The organism is Psychrobacillus sp., assembly GCF_056205495.1.
This window is the reverse complement of sequence record NZ_JBAEAP010000017.1, coordinates 1-4,549: the sequence shown is the minus strand read 5'-3', so window position 1 is coordinate 4,549 and position 4,549 is coordinate 1. Positions and strand designations below refer to the sequence as shown.

5 protein-coding genes are annotated in these 4,549 nt (G+C 37.1%); all 5 read right to left on the bottom strand.

Annotated features, from left to right (window positions below):
- Window positions 1-644: GTP-sensing pleiotropic transcriptional regulator CodY (gene codY / locus AC06OU_RS00450; protein ID WP_475853366.1), on the bottom strand; the 644-nt coding region annotated here is incomplete at its 3' end.
- 87 nt (window positions 645-731) lie between these two features.
- A complete protein-coding gene (gene hslU, locus AC06OU_RS00445) occupies window positions 732-2,126 on the bottom strand; it encodes an ATP-dependent protease ATPase subunit HslU (protein WP_475853367.1) in 1,395 nt (464 codons plus the stop codon).
- Window positions 2,113-2,673 carry an ATP-dependent protease subunit HslV gene (hslV, locus tag AC06OU_RS00440; protein WP_169358586.1) on the bottom strand — a complete coding sequence of 187 codons (561 nt, stop codon included), beginning with the start codon at window positions 2,671-2,673 and terminating at the stop codon, window positions 2,113-2,115. Before hslV ends, hslU begins: the two co-directional genes overlap by 14 nt.
- Before the next feature lie 17 nt (window positions 2,674-2,690).
- Window positions 2,691-3,584, bottom strand: a complete 894-nt coding sequence (gene xerC / locus AC06OU_RS00435) for a tyrosine recombinase XerC (protein ID WP_475853365.1) — start codon at window positions 3,582-3,584, stop codon at window positions 2,691-2,693.
- Between the two features lie 70 nt (window positions 3,585-3,654).
- On the bottom strand, window positions 3,655-4,549 hold an 895-nt coding region (trmFO, locus tag AC06OU_RS00430), incomplete at its 5' end, for an FADH(2)-oxidizing methylenetetrahydrofolate--tRNA-(uracil(54)-C(5))-methyltransferase TrmFO (RefSeq protein WP_475853363.1).

Genomic DNA, 4,549 nt, shown 5'->3' with positions numbered 1-4,549 from the left:
GAGCGAGTAATTCCTACACGGTCAGCAATTTTAGATGCTACTAAAAGTCCTTCGTTTCCGTCTAATTCTTCAAAGATATGCTCAATAGCTTCTAATTCACTATATGATAATGAGTTAATAGCCATTTGTACTACTGCTTTGCTTCTAGCTTCTTCTTCAATTTCTTCTGATTTTTCACGTAGGATTTCCATACCAACTACAGTAGCACCATACTCACCTAAGATTAAATCATCGTTTTGGAACTCATCTTTAAGACGTCCTAGAATAAGTGTACCAAGACGCTCTCCACCACCGATAATAGGAACAATTGTAGTTAAACCATCTTTAAATAATTCTCTATTTTCCTCAGGGAATACAGAGTGTTCACTATATACATCTAAGTTAGATGACGTTTCACTAACGTGGAAAAGATTTTTTGTATATTCCTCAGGGAATTGACGCTCTTCCATCATTTTAATGATACGATCATTTTCGATTTGTTGGTGTACTTCGTGCCCTAATAGCTTTCCTTTTCTGCTGACGATAAATGCGTTACATTCTATTACATCACTTAATGTTGCAGCCATTTCTTTAAAGTTAACTGGTTTCCCAGCAGATGCCTGTAACATCGAGTTAATTTTGCGTGTTTTGTCTAATAAATTCATTTAAATAAAGCCTCCATTGTAATTTTCCTATTTATTTTAATATTCTAAAGGTTTTTAATTGTTTTTGAAAGTAATAAGAATCGGATTTTAAAGTATAAATTGTGATAAATCTTTGTTTTTCACAATATTGTCAAGTTTAGAGTCAATATAAGCAGGAGTGATCTGTATTTGAGCCGGTGAAATATCTGAAGCCTCGTAGGATAGGTCTTCTAAAATTTTCTCCAAAATCGTGTGAAGACGTCTTGCTCCGATATTATCGGTTTCTTGGTTTACCTGATATGCTATATCCCCAATTCTTTCAATTGCCTCATCTGAAAAAGAAATAGTTACTTCTTCAGTTAATAACAATGCCTCATATTGCTTTATTAGAGACTGATGAGGTTCCTTTAGAATTCGGACAAAGTCTTCCTTCGTAAGCTTCTCAAGCTCTACACGAATTGGAAAGCGTCCTTGAAGTTCAGGGATTAAATCAGAAGGCTTAGACATATGGAAAGCACCAGCAGCAATAAACAGTATATAATCTGTTTTTACTGCTCCATATTTTGTCGTAACTGTTGAACCTTCTACAATTGGTAATATATCTCTTTGTACCCCTTCACGGGATACATCAGCAGAAGAGCTTCCACCATTTTTGCTAGCGATTTTATCCATTTCATCTATAAAAATAATACCTGTTTGCTCCGTCTTTTCAATGGCAATTTGTGACAACTCATCGTTATCTATTAATTTACCCGCTTCTTCTTGAATTAATACTTTTCTAGCGTCTTTTACTTTCATTTTTCTTTTTTTCTTTTTCTTAGGCATTAAGTTAGAAAGAGCATCTTGCATATTCATGCCCATGCTTTCCATACCTCCACCTTGTAGTGCGTCGAATAACGATGGTGACTGTTCTGTCACTTCTACCGTTACTATTTCATCCTCCAACTTGCCATCTCTTAAATCTTCGGCAATTTGAGAACGTTTTATACGTACATCTGTATCCTCGGTGTCTGATGAATCATCTTCAGGCTTTCCACCAAATAAAGCTTCAAAGGGATTTTGTCCCACATTCTTCTTTTTAAGAGAAGGTACAAGAAGCTTTACAATAGCATCATTGGCTAAACGTCTAGCCTGATCCTTAACTTCTTCCATCTTTTCTTCTCTTACAATACGAATAGCAGCCTCAACTAAGTCTCTAACCATAGACTCTACATCTCTACCTACATACCCTACTTCTGTGAATTTAGTCGCTTCTACCTTTACAAAAGGGGCTTTTGTTAGCTTGGCAATCCTTCTTGCAATTTCAGTTTTCCCTACACCTGTAGGTCCAATCATCAAAATATTTTTCGGGATTACTTCTGCTTTCATTTCTTCGTTTAACATTTGTCTTCTATAACGATTGCGTAAAGCAACTGCTACAGCCTTCTTTGCTGTTTCTTGGCCTACAATATATTTATTTAAGTGCTCTGTTATTTGTTTAGGGGTTAAGTTAGTTTCCTTCATGTTCACCTAATACCTCCACAATTATTTGATGGTTTGTAAACACACAAATGTCTGCAGCTGTGTTCAAAGCAGCCTCTGCAATTTCCTTTGCAGTCAACTTGTCTCCAGCGTATTGTTTTAATGCTCTTCCTGCTGCTAATGCATAATTACCACCTGAGCCTATTGCCAAAACACCGTCATCAGGTTCTATAACCTCTCCGGTACCAGAGACAAGCAACAAGTGCTTTTTATCCATTACTAAAAGCATCGCTTCTAATTGGCGAAGCATTTTATCTCCACGCCATTGTTTCGCTAACTCCACTGCTGCTCGTTGAAGATTACCATTGTACTCTAACAATTTTCCTTCAAACATCTCGAAAAGCGTAAAAGCATCTGCAACAGAACCTGCAAAACCAGCTATAACCTGACCATTAAATAATCTTCTAACTTTTTTTGCTGTATGCTTCATTACCACTTGATTTCCTAAAGTAACTTGACCATCGCCTGCCATTGCATAGCTTCCATTATGACTAACTGCAAATATAGTAGTTGCATGAATTGAACCCATTGTATGACCTCCTGTAGTTACGCCCTTGGGTGGGCATTCATATAAGTTTTTCTTAAATGCTCTTTCGTTACGTGAGTATAAACCTGAGTCGAGGAGAGATGAGCGTGCCCTAGCAGCTCTTGGACACTTCTTAAATCAGCACCATTGTTAAGTAGGTGAGTAGCAAATGTATGGCGAAGCATATGAGGATATATAGTTGTATGCATAGAAGCTTTTTTAATCATACTATTCAAGATATAACGCACCCCATCAGTAGTAAGATGCTCACCTCGATTGTTCACAAATAAGTATGGATGAGAAGTTTTTTTCATCAGCTTAGGTCGGCTATCGTGCATATACTCTTCAACTGCAGCAAGTGCATAGTCTCCTACTGGTATGTATCTCTCTTTTCTTCCTTTACCCATAACCCGCACTACACCATAACTACTATCTATATGACTGTTTTCAATGGAAATAAGTTCGCTCACACGCATCCCAGTTGCATATAATAATTCAAGTATGGCAATATTTCGAACAGACAATAGATCTGTCCCTTTATTTTTCTCGAATAACTTTTCCATTTCCTCTTCATAGAAAAATTGTGGTAATCTCGTTTCTTTTTTCGGATGATACAAAGACTGAAAAGCATCGTCTCGAATACTATATTCCTTGTTTAAAAATTTGTAATAAGATCGGATTGACGAGATTTTCCTAGAAATAGACGTTCTTGCTAAATTTTCATCATACAACTTAGTAATATACAACCGAGCATGAATATATTCAACGTCATTTAATTCCTGGACACCCTCCGCCTCTATAAACTTTAAAAATTGAATAATATCTTTTTCGTACTCTCGAACTGTTAGATTAGAATAATTTTTTTCTAATTGTATATGTGCAATAAAAGAATGAAGTTCCTCTTTACCAATCACAAGTAACCACTCCAATTCATCTATTGTAAAAGCCTCTAAAAGTATACAACTTTTTAGAGGCTTTTAGCAATTATATCGATGTACTTTTCATAAAATTTTGAATCGTTGTTAGTGCTCGATTAGCCATCTGCTCTGTGCGTACTTTCTTATCTCTTACTTTAGGTTGTAGCTCTGCGAACAAGCCAAAGTTTATGTTCATCGGCTGGAAATTTTTCGGGTTGGCTTCTGTTATATAACGGGCCATGCTCCCTAGAGCCGTCTCGGCTGGGAATACAACTAGTTCTTCACCTTTTGCCAATTTTGCAGCGTTTATGCCAGCTAATAACCCACTTCCAGCTGATTCAACATAGCCTTCAACACCTGTCATTTGACCAGCAAAAAAGATTTGTTCGTTAGCTTTTAGCTGATATGTTGGCTTTAAAACATATGGCGAATTAATGAACGTATTGCGATGCATTACTCCATATCTTACTATCTCCACATTTTCTAATCCAGGAATTAGCTTTAGTACTTCTTTTTGTGGGCCCCATTTTAGATGTGTTTGAAACCCTACGATATTGTAAAGTGTGCCTGCAGCGTCATCCTGTCTCAGTTGGACTACAGCATATGGTCTTTTGCCTGTTTTAGGATCTTCTAGGCCAACCGGCTTCATAGGACCAAATAGCAACGTCTTTCTGCCTCTTGCAGCCATGACCTCTACTGGCATACAGCCTTCAAAATAAATTTCCTTTTCGAATTCCTTCAATGGTACAACCTCTGCCTCAATAAGAGCATCATAGAAGCGATTAAACTCTTCCTCAGTCATTGGACAGTTTAAATAAGCTGCTTCCCCTTTGTCATATCTAGATTTCAAGTATACTTTGTCCATATCGATACTATCTTTTTCTACGATAGGTGCAGCGGCATCATAGAAGTATAGATAATCCTGTCCTGTAACCACTTTTACCTTCTCTGCAAGAGCTGGG

Bases quoted from the DNA above. Each gene is read 5' to 3' on its own strand.
- hslU (WP_475853367.1), bottom strand. From the start codon at position 2,126: ATGAAGGAAACTAACTTAACCCCTAAACAAATAACAGAGCACTTAAAT.
- hslV (WP_169358586.1), bottom strand. From the start codon at position 2,673: ATGGGTTCAATTCATGCAACTACTATATTTGCAGTTAGTCATAATGGA.